Origin of the sequence: Flavobacterium sasangense DSM 21067, assembly GCF_000686885.1 — a bacterium.
In the GTDB taxonomy this organism is placed as follows: Bacteria; Bacteroidota; Bacteroidia; order Flavobacteriales; family Flavobacteriaceae; genus Flavobacterium; species Flavobacterium sasangense.
Genome location: NZ_JMLU01000038.1, coordinates 1 through 20,451 on the forward strand (window position 1 = coordinate 1; position 20,451 = coordinate 20,451).

The 20,451-nt window shown below is 30.9% G+C and carries 11 protein-coding genes; all 11 read right to left on the bottom strand.

The annotated features are described in order from the left end of the window. Positions 1-1,084: 1,084 nt before the first annotated feature. Positions 1,085-1,528: a hypothetical protein gene (locus tag BP92_RS0112710; RefSeq protein WP_026726395.1), complete on the bottom strand. Its 444-nt coding sequence runs from the start codon at positions 1,526-1,528 to the stop codon at positions 1,085-1,087. 202 nt (positions 1,529-1,730) lie between these two features. After that, a complete protein-coding gene (locus BP92_RS16815; RefSeq protein ID WP_051604479.1) occupies positions 1,731-6,482 on the bottom strand; it encodes an AlbA family DNA-binding domain-containing protein in 4,752 nt (1,583 codons plus the stop codon). Between the two features lie 99 nt (positions 6,483-6,581). Continuing rightward, positions 6,582-8,111, bottom strand: a complete 1,530-nt coding sequence (locus BP92_RS0112725; protein ID WP_026726396.1) for a type I restriction-modification system subunit M — start codon at positions 8,109-8,111, stop codon at positions 6,582-6,584. Between the two features lie 5 nt (positions 8,112-8,116). Continuing rightward, positions 8,117-9,619, bottom strand: coding sequence for an RNA-binding domain-containing protein (locus BP92_RS0112730; protein WP_026726397.1), 1,503 nt, complete (start codon positions 9,617-9,619; stop codon positions 8,117-8,119). Continuing rightward, positions 9,612-10,151, bottom strand: a complete 540-nt coding sequence (locus tag BP92_RS16335; RefSeq protein ID WP_051604480.1) for a DUF4062 domain-containing protein — start codon at positions 10,149-10,151, stop codon at positions 9,612-9,614. Before BP92_RS16335 ends, BP92_RS0112730 begins: the two co-directional genes overlap by 8 nt. Continuing rightward, a complete protein-coding gene (locus BP92_RS16340) occupies positions 10,151-11,617 on the bottom strand; it encodes a restriction endonuclease subunit S (protein WP_051604481.1) in 1,467 nt (488 codons plus the stop codon). Before BP92_RS16340 ends, BP92_RS16335 begins: the two co-directional genes overlap by 1 nt. After that, the gene (locus BP92_RS0112745) at positions 11,617-14,439 is read right to left on the bottom strand and encodes a type I restriction endonuclease subunit R (protein WP_026726398.1); all 2,823 of its coding nucleotides are present in this window, start codon (positions 14,437-14,439) and stop codon (positions 11,617-11,619) included. The genes BP92_RS16340 and BP92_RS0112745 overlap by 1 nt, the downstream gene beginning before the upstream one ends. A gap of 541 nt (positions 14,440-14,980) precedes the next feature. Next, entirely contained in the window at positions 14,981-17,173 is a 2,193-nt protein-coding gene (locus tag BP92_RS16345; protein WP_035693466.1) for a VapE domain-containing protein, read from the bottom strand. Positions 17,174-17,270: 97 nt separating this feature from the next. Next, positions 17,271-17,552: a helix-turn-helix domain-containing protein gene (locus BP92_RS0112760; protein ID WP_023572038.1), complete on the bottom strand. Its 282-nt coding sequence runs from the start codon at positions 17,550-17,552 to the stop codon at positions 17,271-17,273. Positions 17,553-17,641: 89 nt separating this feature from the next. Beyond that, a complete protein-coding gene (locus BP92_RS0112765) occupies positions 17,642-18,544 on the bottom strand; it encodes a hypothetical protein (RefSeq protein ID WP_051604387.1) in 903 nt (300 codons plus the stop codon). A 332-nt stretch (positions 18,545-18,876) separates the two neighbouring features. Further along, entirely contained in the window at positions 18,877-20,094 is a 1,218-nt protein-coding gene (locus BP92_RS0112770) for a site-specific integrase (RefSeq protein ID WP_026724923.1), read from the bottom strand. Positions 20,095-20,451 lie beyond the last annotated feature (357 nt).

The following is a 20,451-nucleotide window of genomic DNA, read 5'->3' on the forward strand; positions in this document are numbered from 1 at the left end:
GTACAAGGATTTAACAGGTTAACTTCCTTCGTCTTTCCTTCGTGATTGCCCGAAATGTGATTGGAAACCGAGATGCCCCACACACATTTTTGCAAAAGAAAAAAGGAAAAAAAAGAAAGCCGTCTTGCCTTGTGGAGGGTTTCAAAAAAGCAAGTTTTACGGATAAAATACTACCCATATGCGTCTGTGGAAACGCTAAGTGAATGTGGTGGTATTGAAAATGTATGGGTGGAGATTTTATCCGGAACCGAAGGCTTGAACTTGCTTTTTTGAATACCCGGAACAAACCTTTGGCTTCTTTTTTATCCTTTTTTTTGTAAAAATGTTTACCCCAAATGTTCTTATGAAATGGGGTTTTAGGGGTGTTCAATCGGGACTGGTAAACAAGGGTGTTTTTTTATTTGCTTACGTGGTGTATCGGTTGTTGATGCAAATAAAAATACACTCTTGTGGTGGTTTGATTTTTGAGGATGCTTTGAAAGTGTTCAGTATTCAGTTTTTAGTGTTCAGTGGAGTGCGTGAACTGAAAATGGGAAGCATCTTCAAAAAACAATGAAAATTACGTTAGCGGTAGCGTTCCTATTCTTTTTCGGGTGGGTGCGGCTGGGAGCGGATATTTATTCGCTTGTTTATTATTTTGCCTAGGGAGCTCATGAATAGCCTCTGAGCGTTGGGAAGGTGTGGCAACTGGAATGAAAGGCGTCTTTTGAGCGTTGGGATGTTGGGGTGTGCGGCTATTTTACATAATAACCCTTATAACTTTCAGGGGGACTGCGTGGGGTGTTGGGAATGAATTATAAGGTTTATTATGTAAAAATAGCTTGGGAGTGGTTTTTGTGTGTTTTTAGCGTTTGTTTTTTGGATTGGGTGTAAGTGGATAAAAAAAGGCAGACTGTGCGCGAGGGGTTGGAAAAACAAAAAGCCTTTTTTTATTGACTTACTATGGGGAAAACAAGTGCTAAAAACACACAAAATACCACTAGTGCGGTGGGGAGCGTTGGACTGGGTGGGTGAAACTACTTCAGCGAAGCGTTCCTATTCAATTATTAATCAATTGATATATATAAAAAATAAAAAGTTATGCTTAGGATACTTTTTGAGATTTATTGTTTTTTGTTCTTTTATCAATAAAATCATCAACACAACCAAATTCTACCGCATCAAAGTAAAGTATCAATTTATTTGTATCACTCCAATGTTTTCTGGTTACCACTAATTGGAAATTATCAATCATTATGTTTTTTAATACTTCACCTAAAGTACTTTTAGTTTCTAAACATGAACAATCTAAGCTATCTAACAAGCTTAATCTTAATGCCAAATCTTTATTAATGGTAAGATGAATTGGAATTATTTGTTCTATACCTTCATTAAATTCATACTTTATAAGTGTTGCAATTTCGTTAGGATTTTCGTCTATTAATTTTTTTAAGCTAGATTCGTTATTGATTAAATTGGCAAAAGAGGAACCAAATGAACTAGTATTGTTATTGTATCTGTCTTTTGTAATAAGAATTTCAATCTTCATGAGTTATTGTTTACAATTTGAAAGTTATTAAATATTAACGAAATGAAGCAAACAAAGAAGCGGCTTTAGGAATACTTGGACTAAAGACGGTTTTTGTGAAGCTGAATGAGTTAATTTAATCTAAAAATCTACAATCAACTAATTTAAATAAGCAAGTCTTTATTTTAAATGTAAAATTAATTGATAAACAGTTTTTCTAAAACTAAAACTGGTCTGATGTTCCTACTATATTTAATTTACTCAAATATTCTATTTCATTACTATATGATTTGTTGATTACATTTACTCCTATTGATTGTTTTGAAGCATATATTAATCTTTCAATTTTATTTCTGTGCGTGTTTTCAAGAATACTAAATTTTTCAAGCATATCAAAATCAATTTGTACAAGATTATTACCTTTCAAATTTAAAAGTGAATGTGTTGAAATATTTGATGTTTCAAATATTTTTATAAAACTATTATTATATCGTTTAGTGTTAATTTGAATTAAACAATCATTTTCAATTATATACAATCCAATCAGATTTCCATGGTCACTAAAAGCATTACTGTAAAATTTACCAAAAGTTTTGTTTAAGATTGTTCTAACTTCAACTTTATTTACGCAACCATTGTCATAACACTGAAGTAAATATCCATGCTTATGATTTGACTTTATTTCTAATAATTCATAATTTTCTAAATTACTTAATTTATTTCTTGAAAGGAGATATTTACCATTTATGAAGATATATAGATATGCAATTGTGTAATTTGAGTTCTTAATTGACTGCTTTGTTAACTCATTGTTTTCTTCCCTGATATCACTATAAAAATCAATATTCTCTTCTTCTAATAAAATATCTTTGTTTTGATTATTCACATTTTTGTTATGTTCTACAACTATTTGGCTAGACTCTACTTTATTTATTTTATTTACAATGAAATTTTGTCCCAGCATATTTTGGTTTGATTTAGTTACTTTTCTTTCAATGAAAACAACTAAATCAGAACCAGTTAATATCCTAGTTTCATTACCCTGTCTTTGATAAAAATTCTCTTGTAATGAAATTGGTTTTTCATATTCAGGAATAATAATTTCGCAATATTCTAGATCATTATAGTGTGAAAATTTGAATTCAATTTGAGCATTTACATCTTTATTAAAAGAATTAACTATGTTGGATCTTATTTCTCTTTCATACTTATCATTGTTAGTATTTACACCAAAGAAATCATAATCATTTTTCAAACCGCAGATTTCACCTTTGTCATTTACACCTATAAACAAACTACCTCCTTTGGAATTTAAAAAACCAGCAATAGTTTTCATAATTACAAAAGGCTGCTTTACTAAATCAGCTTTATTATTACCTGCGTAATATACATAAGAAGTTTTAAATTCTTTAGAAGTACTTTCACGTCCTAAGTTAGTTGGTATGTTTGAAGTTTTAGAATTATGTTGACTTACATGATCATCTTTTTCTTCATTTAAAGTGGTAAATATTTGATCGAATGTATTTACTTTTTCTTTAGAAAGATACTCGTAGATTAAATCTTTAGTTCTTCTTAAAATTATTTCATTATTGTCATTTTCAAAAAGTAGATTATGGGCTAAAATTAAATTTACTAATTTTTTAGTTTCTTCGTTATCTACAGTATTTATTAGTTCAATAAGTGTTGAAGTACTATCTGGTTTATTTACAAAGTTTAAAATTTTATAGGTTTCATTAATATTATCTAAATTTTTGAAAAGAGAAGTAGTCTGCTCATCTATATATTCAAAAAATAATTCTTCATTATTGAAATCTGTATTTTTAAATTTTTCAACATTCAAAAAGTAATTAATAATTGCATCAAAAAAATATGATTTAGGAGATTTAATTATTGAAGTGAGTAACCTTAAAAGTTGAAACAATTCAATTTTTTTAAAATTATCAATTTCTAAAATAATATAACTTTCAACGCACGAAATTAATTCAAGCAATAAAATATTTAATGAATCTTCATCAAAATCTTTTTCTACAACATCATTAGTTTTAATTATACCATTTCTCAACAAAAAATCTCTATAAACCTTTTTATCGTTAAAATTTCTTGCTGAATTTGTAAGATAATCTAGATTTAAAGTGGCTTGATTATCATCTAGAGATTTAATTTTGAATTTATAAATTTTTCTCTTTTCAATATTTATATTGTTTGCGTTGTAGTAATAACCAAAATGGCCATTCTCTGTGATCAAAAAAACATTTTTATCATCTACGATATCTATTATTTTGGCATCTACAATAGTATTCACAGATGCTTCTTCTTTAGTTTTTATCCAACAGTCATTATTTATAGAGAAAGTAATTTTATTATTGTCTTTGTTGTTAATTTCTGCAATCAATTCATCACCAGGATTTATTACTTCATCAAGTCCATCAATAAATGCTTTTGTAGCGTCTTTAATATGAATAATACCTTCTGCTTCTATACCCTTATCAATAATTTGAACAAAAACAACATTATTGTTTCCTTTTAAATAGTTTTTGGCAAACACATTATATTTACGACCAACTTTTATATCGTCTGAAAAAGCTGAAAATTTATCTTGAGAATTAAAATTCCCTGAATAATATTTGTTCCAGTTTTCGTTACAATCACTAATTTTACTATTGCAGTTTAAATCTAAGTTTATATTGTTTGGCGATGAAACAACTATATTGTTATTAAAGTAACTTATAAGGTTATATAAATTAAGCCCTTTTGTTTTAGCATGGTTAAAAAGCTGTCTTTTAGAAATTAATGACCAGCCATTTTCAAAACTAAAAACACTTCCATTGTACTTAAATATTTGATTACCAATTATATTTTTGTCAATTTTAGTATTATTAGAAATTTTTACTAAGTCTAATATTTTTGATGATTTAAAATTATCTATTAAGCCTAAATCTACTTCAATAAGAATATTATTAGTTATGCAAAAGATAGCATATTCTAATAATCTCTTCTTATCCGATTCGTTACTTTCCAGTAGACTTGTGTACCTGAATAGGTTAGCTGTTTTTGTTACTGCATAACTTTTGTTCAAGTTTTTATTGAAAAGATAAATTTGAAGCAAAGTAACCTTTATAATATTCTCGAGCGCATTTTTTGTTTCTGAATCAATATTTTTATTTCTATTTTGAATAAAATCAGGATTTAAATCAAATTTTTCAATATTAATTCTTTTTTGTAGTAAACCTATGAAATTATTAACATCATAAGAATCTAATAAATCGCCCTTTATAAGTAATAGCGTTATTTCTATTATTTCATTAGTTTTCTTATTTACGCTTTCAATGGATGAAAATGTTAAGTATTTGAATATTTCAATTTTTTCATCTCTTAGATAGCTACTAATGCGAAGTGTATCAAGTACATTTTTTATATAATCTTCACTTTTATGTTCTATTATTAGTTTTAATGCTTTACCTCTTGCAGTTGCTTTTTTAAATTGATGCTCTGCTTTCAAAATAATATTCTGTCTTTTTTCGATGTTGAATCTTTTTAAAAAATTAGATCCCTCCAAAAGCCATTCTTCAACTAGTATGTAGATTTTGTTTAATTCATAAGCTTCATTTATTTCATTTTCACTAATTCTTTTTTGTATAAAGAAATCAAGCATACTTAAATATGAAAACACCCAAAGGTTTTCTCGATTTTCATAGTCCTCATACAAGTTTTTAAAAGGCTGATTTTCAAATTCTTCATCTGAAATTAAATTTCTAAACGAATAAAAATATTTTTCAATAAATTCAGAATTATTAATATCATCAAAAATTTTCTCAACAGTAAAAAAAGTACCTTGGCCTGGGTATAGATTTAGATTTAGTACAAGGTGCCCCTTTTCAGTTATTTTTCTTACAACTAGCTTAATTTTTGTTCCAATTTCAATTTTGTTGAATTCATCGCTCTCAAATTCGTTATAGTATAACTTGTGTTTAAAATTATATTTATCACTAACAATGTAGTACTTTGAATTGTTAAACGGATCAAAATCCAGTTCGATTACTTCAAAATCATATTCATTATTTTCTGTGTAAATATTTTGATATAAGTCAATTTTATCTTGAATTAGATATAATTTGTTGTCAATTATTTTTGTTACAATGCATTTAATATTTTCTGGTAAATTATCTTGATTTTGAAAATCGAAAGCTTTTACCGTCGCATATATACCTTCATAATTTAATGTAATTATACTCGAGTTGTTTTCTAATATTCTATAACCTGTTACATTAAAATTGTACTTACCATTTTCTTCAAAGTATTCATTATAATTGACTGCAACATAATCTTCCTTTTTTTCTTTAATATCTGAGTCTTTGAAAATTAAGCTATTTTTAGCTAAGTCAAAATTTTCAATTTCTAAGTTTATTTTATTTTTTATTATGTTTTTTTCATAACGTAATGGAATGAAAGAGGTATAGTTCTCTGAATTTTCAATAACATAACCATTAGCTCTCTTTTCTGTTACATCAAAGTCATAATTATTACCTAAAATAAAATCATTTAAAATACTATATTTAAGAATTGGTTTACCTGTATTATCAATTGAATTCACATAAAGTATTACTTCATCATCTATGAATAATGAAATTTTTTTATAAGGGTATGTTATTTTTGTAATACAATCTTCAATTATAGTACTTCTTTCTTTTTGATCTTTGATTGTAAATTTTCTATGTTGAAATAAATCAATTTTACTACTTATAGAAATATCTTTATGATTTATCTTACTTGGGATATTAATTGCTTTAGACTGAGTTGATTTTTTAGTATTTGAAAAGTTATTGCAAAGCATTTCGTATTCTAATTCACTAATTTTAGAATTAGGAGTACTTTCTATCTTAATTTTTTTTGATTCAAGAAAATTAACAGCGGTAGCTAAAGAAATATTTAATTCCCTTAATACTTTGTTTATACGAATGTTTCTATTTTCAGTCATTATTATTTTATTTTTTTAAATATTATATCCCAACTTAAGATATCTTAATATGAATAGTTTTTGATTTTAATACAATACCTTATTTTCTATTTAATCTCTTTACTCTTCATTCCCATTTATAGTTTCCATGATTTCTCTGAAACTATTTAAACCTGATTCTATATTTTCTATAATTTCGTTAGCTAATACATCAGGGTCAGGTAAGTTGTCTAAGTCAGTTAAACTTTTGTCTTTTATCCAAAAGATATCTAAGCTTGTTTTGTCCCTAGTTATTATTTCATCATAGGTGTATTTTCTCCATCTTCCTTCTTCATTTTCTTTCGACCATGTTTCCACTCTTTTATTTCGATTTGCTGGATTGTAAAGTTTGATAAACTCTTCCAAATGTTGCATCGTCATGGTATGTTTCTTTGGTGTATGATGAATGTTGGTTCTGTAATCATAAAACCAAATATCTTTTGTCCATGCCTCTTTGCTTGCTGGTTTATTATCAAAAAACAGCACATTTGCTTTTACTCCAGGTGCATAAAAAATACCCGTAGGTAATCTCAAAATAGTATGTAGTTCTGTTGTTTTCAAAAGCTGTTTACGAACCTCTTCGCCGGCACCACCTTCGAATAATACATTGTCTGGTAAAACAACTGCTGCTTCACCATTAATTTTCAACATCGTTTTGATGTGTTGTAAAAAGTTTAATTGCTTATTTGAAGTGGTTTCCCAAAAGTCTTGACGGTTGTAACTCATGTCTTGTTTTTCGGCTTCTCCTTCTTCATTTGTAATCGTCATGCTACTCTTCTTACCAAATGGGGGATTAGCCAAAACATAATCTACTCTTAAACCATCATCTGAAATTAAAGCATCAGTTGATTTGATTGGAGTATTACCATCTATTTCACCAATGTTATGTAAGTACATGTTCATTAAACACATTCTACGCGTGTTGGCTACAATTTCATTACCGTAAAAAGTTTCGTTTTTAAGGAATGCTTTTTCTTCTTTATCTAATTTATGATTTGAAACAATCCAATCGTATGCTGCTAGAAAAAAACCACCTGTACCACAAGCCGGATCTGCAATTGACCTCATTGGTTTTGGTTGTATGCAAGCCACAATAGCTTTGATTAAAGCTCTAGGTGTAAAATATTGACCAGCACCAGAACTTCCACTACTATCAATAGCATTTTTTTCTAAAAGGCCTTCGTAAATTTTACCTTTAATATCAGCTCCCATCATGTTCCAGTTTTCTTTATTGATTAAATCAATAACTTTTAACAATTTTGATGGGTCTTGAATTTTATTTTGACTTTTAGTAAAAATTTGACCAAGCATTCCTTTTTCAGTAGATAAACTTCTAAGTACTTGGCTATAAAAAGATTCTAGTTCAGCTCCTCTTTTAGTTGACAGTGTTCCCCAGTCGCAAGTTTCAGCATCAGGAATTTCATTTCCTTCAACATCTTTTAATCTTGGAAAATTTAGTCCTTTATTGTATGGCGGTTTATTTAACTCATCTGCCATTTTAAGGAACAGTAAATAGGTTATTTGTTCTAAATAGTCCCCGTAACCTACACCATCATCACGTAATACACTAGCTAGGTTCCAAATTTTTGATATTATGGTTGAATCTGTCATTTTATTTATTGTATTTCTAATTTTAATTTAAATCCTTTAGATAATTTATAAACACCTGATTTTGCTGCACCTTCAAAAACTACAAAGTCATGTGCTTTTAATAATGCCATATCTCTTTGCATAGTTGCTCTAGCTACATCAAAAGCAAGCATAAAATCTTTTAAGCTTTTACCATCTTCAACTATTAACAATAATACTTCTTTAATTAGTCTATCAATTACAGCATCACTTGCAGCATCATTTACAGCATCATTTACAGCATCATACACTTTCTTTTTTACAGCATCATTTACAGCATCATTTACAGCATCATTTACAGCATCATTTCGCTCTTTTCTTTCAGATAAACTTTTAGGGCCAAAGAATGTAAGTGTTACACCATTAGAAGTTTCTTTCCATTCTGGGGCTCTTAAACCTGCATCTTTACAGTCTTCTATAATCTTAATAGTACCTCTACCTAATTTATCAATTAGACCTCGTAAAAAAACAATGTGAGCTATGTCCGGATTTACAGGATGTGAGCTATGATTCTTTTTCAAATCTTTTATCTCTATATCCTCCGGAAGTTTACCACTATTTGAGATTACAAAACGGTCCGGATATACACTAATAGCCACACTACTAGAGAAACTACTGTAATCGCGATGCATTAATGCATTAATAATACCTTCTTGCAGTGCTTTTCTTGGAAAAGTAAAATCTTGTCTTTTCCATTTATTTTCAGAAAATACGCTTCTAACACCAAGACCATGAACATATTTTTCTAAACCATCTCTAATACTAAAAATATTACCTTCAAAAAGTTCGTCTCTGATTAAACTCTTATCTGTTTTACTATCAGCATATTCGGTTAATCTAACTCGTATTTGTGGAATAAACTTACTTGGTTTTTTACCAAAAAGAACTACGCAAGCATTGGTAAATGAGCCATTCAAATACAAACCATAATGACTTAAAAATTCTAAAACATCATCGTTTTCAAAATTGCTTCTATGGTTTTTTCTTGATTCTATTATTGTATCTAAAATCAATTTTTGGTCTAAATCTTCTAGCTCAACTCCTAGAGTAATTTGTCTTTCCCAATGTTGTTCTGATAATTGACGACCATGGATTAGTTCTGAAATTTCTTTTGAAGTTGCTTTTTGTGTATTTGCTCCTTTACGGTAATAGATATTTCCATCAAAAATATAAGGTTGTTTAGAACCACCCCATACCTTAAGTAGAATTAATTGTTTGAAACCTAAATTTTCAACAGAAATAGTAACTGGAGCACTTGGCACAATAGCATCTAATAAATATATTTTTAAATCTTCGATGTATTGTTTTGCATCTTCTAATCCAATAGGCATTCCGTTATCAGAAACACCAACTAATATACGACCACCATCACCATTAAGAAAAGCACACAGATTACGTGCAATACTATCTTTTCGAACACTTTCCAAGAATTCGAGCTGTTCATTTTCACCTTGTTTTATAAGGTTTTTTAAAAGTAGTTCATCACTCATTGTTTCTATTGTTAAGTTCTTCTCTTCTTAATTCTTCGTTACTAAATTGTGTATCAATAAAAGTAAGGATTTCGCTAGTCTTAAAAAATGGTTGCACCCATTTATGACGCACTAAATTATACATATCCACTACTTTAATACTGTCTAAAACACTAGTAGGTTTAATATCAAAATCTGTTCTTGCTTTATTTTCGTCAAACATAAATTGTTGCATTAACTTTCTTGTATATTCAATATAAGTATGTGCCACAAACCACATTGGTTTATTTAATTCTACAGCTCTTTCAAATTCTTGAAAAGTTATTCCGGACCCATATCGAGGAAAGATTATTCCGAAAAACAAATCACAATCTTCGACAGCTTTTAAACAAGCTTCTGTAGGATTAGAATCAACCGGAACATAAACATTACCTTCCTTTGACATTATGACTTCATAACCAAATCCTTCAAGTGTATATTTTATTTGATCCAAATCTGTATCTGAACCATAGACTGTAGAAGAAACCATTATTTTTAATTTCTGTTTAGTCATTAACTACTTTTTTTCTTCTCTACCTTAATTTTTTCCAATAAAACTGCAGCAGGTTCATAATCTTTTTCTTGTTTGCATCTTGCAATTTCTGATGCAGAAAGCAATTTACCTTCAAAAGCTTTTTTAAGAATACTCTGTCTCAATGCTTTAGCTTTATCTAAGCTTTCATTTATGCTTTGTTCTACTTTTTCACAAACTGATAAACGAGATTCTATTTCTTTTACTATTTGATGTTGTTCTTTAATTGAACAAACAGGAATTGGCCAATTACGCAACTCTGTTAACCCAATAAATGGTTGTGCTCCACCTTTTGATTTTTTTAGTGCTAAATTTAAACCAAGTGTCGATTGATAATAATTAAGAGCATAAATATTACTTTGTAATGAATTAAAAAATTTAAAAAGACCTACATTTTTTATACTAAAAACTTTATCTGTGTTAACAATACAAGAGTTACCACGACCATGACCAATCATAGCAATAATTATATCACCAAATGACACATTTGAACGTTTATAAAATTTATTATGATCTTCTGTAGAAATATACTTAACATCATCAAAAGTTACATTGTTATTTTTAATATTTTTTTGAGTAATAAAAGGAATACCTTTCTCTACATATTTTGGTGTGTCATGTGTGCCGTCTTTTACTTCAAATAAATAATTTTCATTTTTCATCCATATCCAACCTTTTGGTAATAAAGCAAGCTCATCTAATTCATCACTTAAAAAATCATCTAACTCTTTAAATTTTTTTGGTTTAAGTGGTTTTCTTTCATTTTTAATAGAATTTATTTCCCAATTTTTTACAGCTCTCTTCCAATCTTCTATTTGTAGTTTGTAATGGTTTTCACGTTCTACTTTGATTTGCTCTAATAATTCTTCAGCAGTCGGTAAATTATTTTGTTTCTCTCTCCATTCCTTAGTTAATTCACCCTCAAACGCTTTTTTCAAAACCGCTTGCCTATAAATAACCAATTGGTCTTTTGCTTTTTTAAGGTCATCAATACCTTTGTCTAAATCGCTGAATAGTTCTTCAATTTTAGAAATAATTGCTTTTTGTTCTACTAAAGGAGGTAATAAAAACTTCTTTTTTGCATATACAGAAATCCAATATCTTTTATGAGTATCATTTCTTATTTGATTTACCTGCATAGCATAAAAAGCAAATTTCATGTTTACTAATTTACTTGTAGGAACCAAAATTTTCATTGCAGATGATTTTACTTTGAATTTAAAATCAACATACTGTGATGCTGTGGTAAAATCATCAAAAATGATAGTCGGTAAATTTTCGAATATACCTTCTGTTTCATTTGTATATCCTTTTATAAATGATTTTCCTGCTGTTAAAACAGGTATTTCATAGGCATCGTTATAGTCGGTGCTACTTACAATATATTTTGTTGGTTGTTCGTAATCTAATAAATCTTCGAAGCAACATTCTGTCCAATCTTCTCTCATTATGCTGCTAATACTTCATTAAGTTCGTTAATAATTACATCTATTTGGTCTCCAAATAATTGATACATTTTTCCTATACCTCCTAAACTATCAAAAGGTGTGTAATCTAAATCTTCTATTTCTATGTGGTAACTACTCACTACGTGGTCTTTAATCATTCTTAACCATTCCATTTGTTCATTTGTAAAACGGTTGTGTTTTCCGGCATTTTGTTTGAAAATCCAATTTTTGAAATTTTCGTCAATAGTTTTATCAAATCCTTTGAGCTCTTTGTCTATACCACAAACTCTTCGAATTAATGAAACCAAAGCAGTTAATTCATCTTTAGGTTGTTCACTTTTAACATTTTCAAGAGTTTCATAAGCACTCCAAACATAATCAGGAGCTAAACCAGGTTTATCTAAAACCAACTTATCAAACACATCTTTAATCATTTTAAAAGTAATTTCTCTTCGATTATAAGGTTGGTTATAGAAAATACTTAGTGCTTTAATTTCGTCTTTGTGTTGTTCTAAATATGCACTAAAGTCTTTTACTATTGCCGATGCTTTGTCTACTGATGTTGTATCCCATTCTGATTTGGTAACTGTGTCAATATTTACACTATCAATAATCTGTTCGTGTTCACGTCGGACATTGTCTAAGTAATTATTTAGTTCACCGTTAAAGGTTTTAGCAGCAGCAGTAATTAATTGTTCTTGTGCTGCTTTTTTAGCTTCTTCAACTAGAGCGGGTGTTAAATCTTGTCTTGGAATTTTGTCTATTTCAACTTGTGCCAAACTGTCAATTTCATCCTGGTCATAAGCTGTAATTAATTCTTTAGTAATTTGTTTTAAGCTTTTACCTCCAGAGTATTCTAATACTTTTTCCTTTTCTTTTTCGGTGATTTGTTTTTCCAATCGAATCAATCGATTTGCCAATGATAAGAATAAATCTTCGTCTGCAACACCCATTGTAACAGCCCCTAATAAATCTTTCATAGGTACTGTAGGTTGTCTTTCAAGAGGTCTGCTGTCGGTTTTTTTAGATTTAGTTGCACCAATAGCATCGACAATCACAAAGTGTGTTTTGCTTTTAGCAGTACGAGAAACTTTTTGAAGAGAATCATTTGTAATGGTTCTAGTTCCTCTACCTTTCATTTGCTCAAAATAGTTGATACTCTTTACATCACGCATAAAAAGTAACACTTCTAAAGGTTTTACATCTGTACCTGTAGCAATCATATCTACAGTTACTGCAATACGAGGATAATAGGAATTTCTAAAACGGTTCAAGACCGATTTTGCATCTTCATCAGCTCTGTATGTTACTTTTTTGCAGAAGTCGTTTCCTTCATCAAATTCCTCACGGATAATTTTTATAATATCATCTGCATGACTGTCTGTTTTAGCAAACACTAATGTTTTAGGCACTTCATAATCTCCATCTTTGTCTACACGATTTGGAAATATTTCAGTTTTTAAAGCCTTTTTATATTCTCTTATAATGTTTCGAATCTGACTAGGATTTACTACTTTTTTATCCAAATCATTTCGTTTGTACTCTGTATCTTCATCTTCTTGTTGCCAACGTTTTGCACGAGTTAATTTATCTCTTCTATCAATAAACCAACCTGCTTTAACGGTTTCACCATTTTGAGATATCTCTGTTTCAATTGTATAAACCTCATAAGGTACATTAACACCATCAGTTACTGATTCTTCATAAGTATATTGGCTTACTACATTTTCATTAAAGAAACCAAAAGTTCTTTTGTCAGGTGTAGCTGTTAATCCGATTAGGAAAGCATCAAAATAATCAAGTACTTGTTTCCAAAGATTATATATAGAACGGTGACACTCATCAATTACAATAAAGTCAAATTGTTCTATTGGAATTTTTGGAGTGTAATCTACTGGAATCGCAGTTTTTTTGTTTAATTGTTGTTGCATCCAGGAATTTTCTTCTGGATTTTCCAATTCTGCACTTTCATCTAATTCTTCTCCTTTTAAAATAGAATACAAACGTTGAATAGTTGAAATACATACTTGACTATCAGAAGCAATGTAGCTTGAGTTTAGTCGTTGGACATTATAAAGTTCCGTGAATTTACGGTTATCATCATTGGGTTGAAAAGTCATGAATTCTTGTTCAGCCTGTTCACCTAAGTTTTTTGTATCTACTACAAATAATATTCTTTTAGCATCAACATGTTTTAACAAACGATAAATAAAAGTCGCAGCTGTGAATGTTTTACCAGCACCTGTTGCCATTTGAATCAAAGCTTTAGGTCTATTCTTTTTAAAAGAATGTTCTAAATTTTCAACCGCTTTAATTTGTGCAGGACGAAGACCTGTTGGGTCTAGCGTTGGCATTGATAAGAGACTTTCTCTTAAAGATTTTCCTTTTTTAATCCATTCAGCCAATGTTTCTGGTTTATGAAACCAAAACACATTTCTTCCTCTAGGCTTAGGATCTCTGTAATCTGTAAATCTTGTAATTGTTCCGGTACTTTCGTAAACGAATGGTTTTACGTTGTCTAAAGTAAATTTTCCAATTTTTATAGCATCTGTTGAATATCTAGAGGATTGTTCTTCCACTTGTAATAATTTATAACCAAGATCTTCAGCTTTAGCCTCAATAACTCCGACCGCTTTTGAATTAACAAAAAGTATATAATCCGCAGAACCTGATTCGGTATTTGTTTCTCTAAGTGCTATACCAATACCTGCTGATAAATTTACGTTGTCTTTTGACTGAACAATCCATCCTGCTAATCTAAGCATTTGGTCAATTTTATCTCGTGCAATTTGCTCAGGATTTTGGTTTCTGTTATCAGTCATTTAATTAAGCTATTTTATAATTGAAATTTACTTTCTTATTTGAAAAAAAATAAGGTAAAAGAAATCGTACTAAGTTAGAGTGTAAATATATAAAAATCCAATGGAAAGAAAAATGAGGAAAACCGTATTTCCGTTAAAAATGATGAAAAATACAGCAAAATTATGCAGGGTGTAGGGTGTAGGGAAAAAACGTGTAAAAGATTTTTATTTTTTTAGAACTAAAAAAAACGGATTTATTCGAGGAATTGGGTGCAAACTACACTTTGAAGTTTATTGATTTGCTTTTGATTGTGCTGATGTTGCTAGAAAATTTGAAAAGTAAAAAAACAATAAATGTTTGTGTGGAAATTTGGTTACACCCCTTACACCCTGTTTTTAGTGGTCAGTGGTCGGTGGTCAGTTTGCAGAAAAAAAAGTGGGTATCCTAACGAGAATTTCTTTGTCATTCCAAATTCATTTTTATCTGTTTTGGAGAAACTGAAACAAGTTCAGTTTGACAAGCATTCTATTTTTGGGATACCCACTTTTGATTTTTTTGGGTTTATATTTCGGATTGTCGGTTGGTTTGATCTACTTCTTCGTATGTAAATTCTTTTACTGCGTAGACTGGACTTCCTTTTCGCATTAGTCTTGTGAAATTGTGTTTTTTTAAGGCTTTTCCGATTTTGTTTATAGTTCCATCGGTGATGGTGATTTTTGCTCTTTCGGCTAGTTTAGCTGCTATTTGTGAAGCGTTTAAATAGTGTGTGGCATTTTCTCTATCACAAGGTTCAAACCATGTTAAAAGCAATTCTTCTTCTGGGCTTCGTAGTTGGTATTGTTCGTTGTTTTCGGTTATGTTTTTGATTTCTTCTTGGTCGAACCAATGTCTGAATCCTGTTTTAAATAAATACAAGGCTTGTGATAATACATTGTCAATGTTGATTTCGTGTTGGTATTGGATGTTTTCCACTTCAAAACAAAGGAATCGTCTGCTTCCTGTACTGTCGTTTAAGAATTGCGCTGTGTTGACACTTCCGGCAAAAGATGCGCGTCTTGGCATGGTTTCGTTATTGTGTCCATAGGCTTTTCTCATTCTGATTTGTGTCTTTGTAATGATTTCTTTTAAGCTTCCAATTTCGGAACGGTTTAGGTTTTCTAATTCATCCAGGTTGATTAACATACATTCTGAAAGCTGCACTAAAGTGTCTTTGTTGTTTGGGTTTATGGTTCCAGAGAACAAATACTCTTTTAATTTTCTAGGCACTAGTTTTTCTACCCAAGTGGTTTTTCCTAATCCTTGTTTTCCACTGAATACAATTACCGTATGATTGATTACTTTGTCATCTAAAACACAACCTACCATTGCCACAATCCATTTTTTAAAACACTCTTGCCAAAGTTCTTGTTTTGAAGTGGTTATCGTGTTTGCCAATTCTAAAATATAATCTGTTTTTTCATCATACGACGGTAGATTGAAAAAGTAATCTTCGAACGGATTGTATAATTCACAGAAATCGGAATACAATAGGTTTCTCAATGAAGAAAGGTTTGTTTTGATCCTTCCTTTTAAACATTCGCGAAGCATTGAGTTTTCTATGAAGTCGTTCATTACATGCCATTTCTTTTTAGCCCCACCCGACCTCCCCGAAAGGGAGGAGCCTGAAAGCTGTTGATATTCTAGTTTACCTGATACTATGTTGTGACGGAAATTGTATCGAGATGTTAAAAAGTTTTCAAGTTTGTCGATTGGTGTTATTCTTGTTTTTTCTTCTTCTTCGTCCTCATAGAAGTCGCCTCTCGACTCCGCTCGAGGTGACAGGTTTTGATTGTTTGATTTTTTGAAATTTGATTTATTTAATTGACCGATTTTAGAGCTCTCGACTCCGCTCGAGTTGACAAACTTAGAGTATTCATCTTTACCAAATTCGTGAATGTTTCCGTAGGCGCTGTGTACGGTTTGTGTTACTTCTTTTTCGTCATAGCCAAAGTCTGTTAGTATGAAGCTAAGTGCTTCGTTTAATGAAATGCCTTTTCGGTTTAGGTTGCACGCGAGTTGGTGTACGAATACGTTTCGGCTACCTGTCGCGTATTGCACTTTTTTTTCGGTGAAACGAACGCAGTGGTTGTAGATGGCTTCGCTGTTTTGTGTTGTCGGTTGTTGGTTGTCTGTTTGTCGCACTTCGACAGGCTCAGTGTGACTAGATTGCTTCGTTTCACTCGCAAAGACGATGGCAGCTTCGTTTTGATAGAGGTTATCATCGAATGAGTAGAAACATAGTCGGGTTATGTCTTTTCCGGATTTGTCTATTTCATGGTTTAATAGGGTTTCATAGTGTTTTTGGATGGCTAAAAAGGTTTCTTTGTGGTCTTCTTTTGTAGTGTTTACTTTTACTAAAATCTTTAACCCATTGCCTGATGGACTTATGAAACTTGCATAGGTGTATTCGGATTGGTTGGCTTTATGTTTTGCATTTTGTAAATCGGTTTGACTTAATTTATCGATGTCTAGGATTATGAAATTGGAGTATGCTTCCAGAAATTCCATTTTTCTTCCACCCACAAATTTTCCTGAAGGCGTGAATGCAGGTAATGATTTTTTGGCTTTTTCATAGGCTTCTAGTTTGTTTTCGGCTAATGATTTACGCAAATAGGTTATCCCTGGTCTGTACTTTCCTGTTTTGATTTCGTTCAGGATTTCGGGAATTGTTTTGTGTTCTATTACTTCGTTGAAATTCTTGAAGATTGTTATCATGTTTGAGTGAAAAGTGATTAGTGATTAGTGAAAAGTCTTAGTGGTTGTTCCTGTTTTACAGTCACATACCTCACATGTTCCGTTGCACTGTTTCATACTATTTCCCTTTGAATGATTTGTTGTAGTGTTCTTGTAGTAGTTTTTCAACATCAGAAAGTTTGTAGTAGATTTTGCTTCCTACTTGACTGAATGAGATTTTGCCTTCATCTCTCCAGGTTTGTGCGGTGCGTTTTGAGACTTTCATCAGCATAATGAATTCTTGATTGTCTAAGAAGGTTTCTTTCTTTGGGTCTGGCTTGGCGTTTAGTTGGCTTTGAATTGCATCTAATTTTGCCATTAAGTCGTTGTACTGGTCTTTTGTTAAAATAATTGCTTCCATTTTCGTAGTTTTTAAAAGTTTATGGAGCAAAATTGTGAAGTAAAAAAAAGTCCCTTAGTCCCAATCGGGTCCCAAGGGACTATTATTTTTTAGAGTAAGTTGTCGAGGTCTATTCGTTTGTGGGTCTTTGGTCGTTTATCGCCTCGTGATGGTTTGAGGATGGTTTCGACTGTTTGGGGACTTATTTCGTTGTTATCCTTATCGATGAAATTATTGACGATCATATTTACGATTTCGCCATTAGAAGCATCAATAAATGATTTTCCATCTACAAATAATTCGCGACTTAGTTGGTAGAATATGTCTACTAATTGGTTTAGATTTCCGTTGAATTTCAGTTTTTTAGTTGTTAGTTTTTTCTCCAGTTCTAGTTCTTTTTCCTTCTCAATTTCTGAACGCATTTTGCGAAGGGTTTGTAATTTTTCAATGAATTGAACGCATTGCTGGTCATAAGCTTGCAGCTTGTTGTTGATTGAAATGATGTCGGCTTGTTTGTATTCGAAAATTTCTTCGTTTAAAAACAAGATTTGATCATTGAACGATTCCATTTTTTCAACCTGATGTTTGATTTCAAAAAATGAAAAATAACGATCTTCCGATTCGGCATTGATTAACCTTTTTGGAGTTAATTGTTTGGTTTCTTTTACGCTCGAAGATTGCAGCTCTGTCCGTTTTTTCTCGATGATGTTGTACAATTTATTAAATCTACTCAATGCCTTTTGGCTAAAGAATAGTTCTTCATTGTTGGCTAATAATTTTTCGAATTTGTTTAACCAAGTGTTACCGTCTTGGGCAAGTTGGAGTTGGTAGTTTATGAATTCGGGTAGTTGGGATTGTGGAATTGTAAATACTTTTTCGAGTAAAGCAATACAATAGTTTTCCAGTGTGGGTTCCTGGTCGTGCGTAATGTCAAAAATAGAAGCTGCACTTTGTGCTGTGTCGATGGTTCTCCATTCTGAGAATAATGATTTTTTGATGTTTTGCCCTTTCAAGTTCACGTTTTTTGCCGGTGTTAAATTTGTTCATTATTTGTTATTTGGTTACACTTTTTCCAATGTCACGACTTGAAATGATATAGTTGCTTGAAGTTCAGGTATACTTCAAGTAATTTTCAATATGATTTTGGAAGTTTTTTACTATTTGGGATGCCTAAAATTAGAACAAATTCAGCACCTGTTTGCGTTGGTTTTCGTACAAGTTTTTAACAAAATTGCGAGGGCTTGTATTTGCTAGGGTTTTGGATTTCGAGAGTAAAAAAGCATAAAATTTACCTTCGAAAAAGAAAACGAGAGTAATTTTTTGAAGTAATTACTCTCGTTCTGTTTTAGTAGATGTAGTTGTCAACCGCTTTGTCTAATTCTTCTGAAATGATTTTAGCATATACTTGGGTTGTGCTGATATCTCGGTGGTCCATTAGTTTTGAAACGTGCTCTATTCGCATTCCGTTGTTTAAAGCATTGGTTGCAAAGGTATGGCGGCTTATATGAAATGTTACTTTTACTGGAATTTCTAATTTCTTTGCTATGCGCTGTAATTGAAAATTAGCTGCTTTATTGGCACTTTCTATAAAAGTATAACGGTATTCATCATTCTTTAAATAGAGCTCTTTATTTGTGATTACAGGGAATATAAAGTCATCTTGTTCTGCATTTTCCTTTTTGTATTTATTGATAATGTCTAATGCTAACTGACCAATTTTAAACTGATGCATTCTTCCTGTTTTGCGAATTACTTTTTGTATTCTTCTTTCTTCTTCATTGAAGTGTTTGACTTGAAATTCTAATACATCACTGAATCGTAATCCTCCTGCGAAAATTGAAAAGATAAACATATCGCGATATACACTCGCTTTTGATTTTTCATCTAGTTTATAATTGATAATCGCCTCGAATTGCTCTTTCTTTAAAAACTGTCTTCTGCTTGGGTCTTTCTTTAATTTCAACTTACTAAACGGATACATATATTCAGGAATTAAATCTTCTTTGATAGCTTCTTTGAACATAATTGCTAATATCATAATGGAATAACGTTGTGTTGTATTTCCGTTTTTTAGTTCGTTGCTTAGATAACTCATATAGTCCATTAATAATGAAACTGTAATGTCATCAAAATAAACCTCCTTGGTTCCTACCCATTTTTCGAACTTATCTAAATAGGCATGATAATTTTTATAGGTTGAAATGGAAACGTTGTTTCTGATTCGTTCACAATGTTTTCTGGAATACTCGAAGAAATTTGGTACTTCTTTTCCTTTTATGGCTTCTTTTAGTTTTTTAATGGAAACGGTTTTTACTTTTCGTTCCATGTCGGCAATTTGTCCTTCCGCATCGGCAATTTTTTGAGCAAGTGCAGCATTCATTCGCGCGCTATTAGGATAGCTTTTCTTAACTCTCTGCTTTGCTTCATCCCAATCACTTTCTTTAAGCTTGAGTCCGGCAGTGATAAATTTCGTTTTTCTATCTTTTATAATTCTAATGTACAAAGGGCTTTTACCTGTTTGATCTTTCTGATTGGTGCGTAGTATTAATTTTATAGATGCCATAATTATAGAATATTAGAAATGTTGTACTATATTTGTAAAGCGGTGCAAACGAGTGAAAGTATTGATTTTACTAGTGTTTCATTCTAGTGCAACGGAGTACTAAGGTACAACAATTGGTACAACAAATCAAGTATTTTGATGCTTTTTTATGCTTAAATTTGCTTTAGTATTTTTTATAAAGTCAATAAATACAGTACTTTAAGTGCAAAAGGGTACTTGCAGAATTATTATAGAGATAACAGCGGTTTGCTTCAATGGCTACTTCCGGATTTTCCTACGGAAAATCCGCTGCTGAATGGAATGTTTTGTTATATTTGTGATGGATTGGTGTTGATTCAACGCCACTGAGAGCAAGCC